Here is a 371-nt window from a genome sequence, read left to right on the forward strand (position 1 = left end):
ATACCAATTCTAATTCAGAAGCTTTGAAGTTTCCTAGTTCAGCAACAGCCTGTACAGCGTTTCCACCTGCATAAGATAATGTTGTTGAGTTAGTAGAAGCATTGATACCGTTATATAATGCTTTGTTGAAAGAAGTACCACCTAGAATAGAAGCTGAATTAGCTTTTAAATAATCATAGTAGTTGTTAGCAGCATTATTTTTACCATTCTTCCAAACCAATAGAGATTCTTCAATCTGTCTTGATTTGTAGATTTTTTGCATCGTAGGCTGCATTAATGAATATACACCAGTCTGTGGTTCGATATCTCCCCAAGACTCTAACCAGTTAGCAACCGGAATTACAGCTTTCGCTGCCTTGTACATTTCATTT

At 36.1% G+C, this 371-nt stretch carries 1 pseudogene; it reads right to left on the bottom strand.

Going from position 1 to position 371, the window contains the following annotated elements:
* A pseudogene (locus SB679_RS23335) lies at positions 1–371 on the bottom strand (quinol:cytochrome C oxidoreductase); the annotation flags it as partial.

The organism is Chryseobacterium sp. SIMBA_029, assembly GCF_046535275.1.
GTDB lineage: Bacteria > Bacteroidota > Bacteroidia > Flavobacteriales > Weeksellaceae > Chryseobacterium.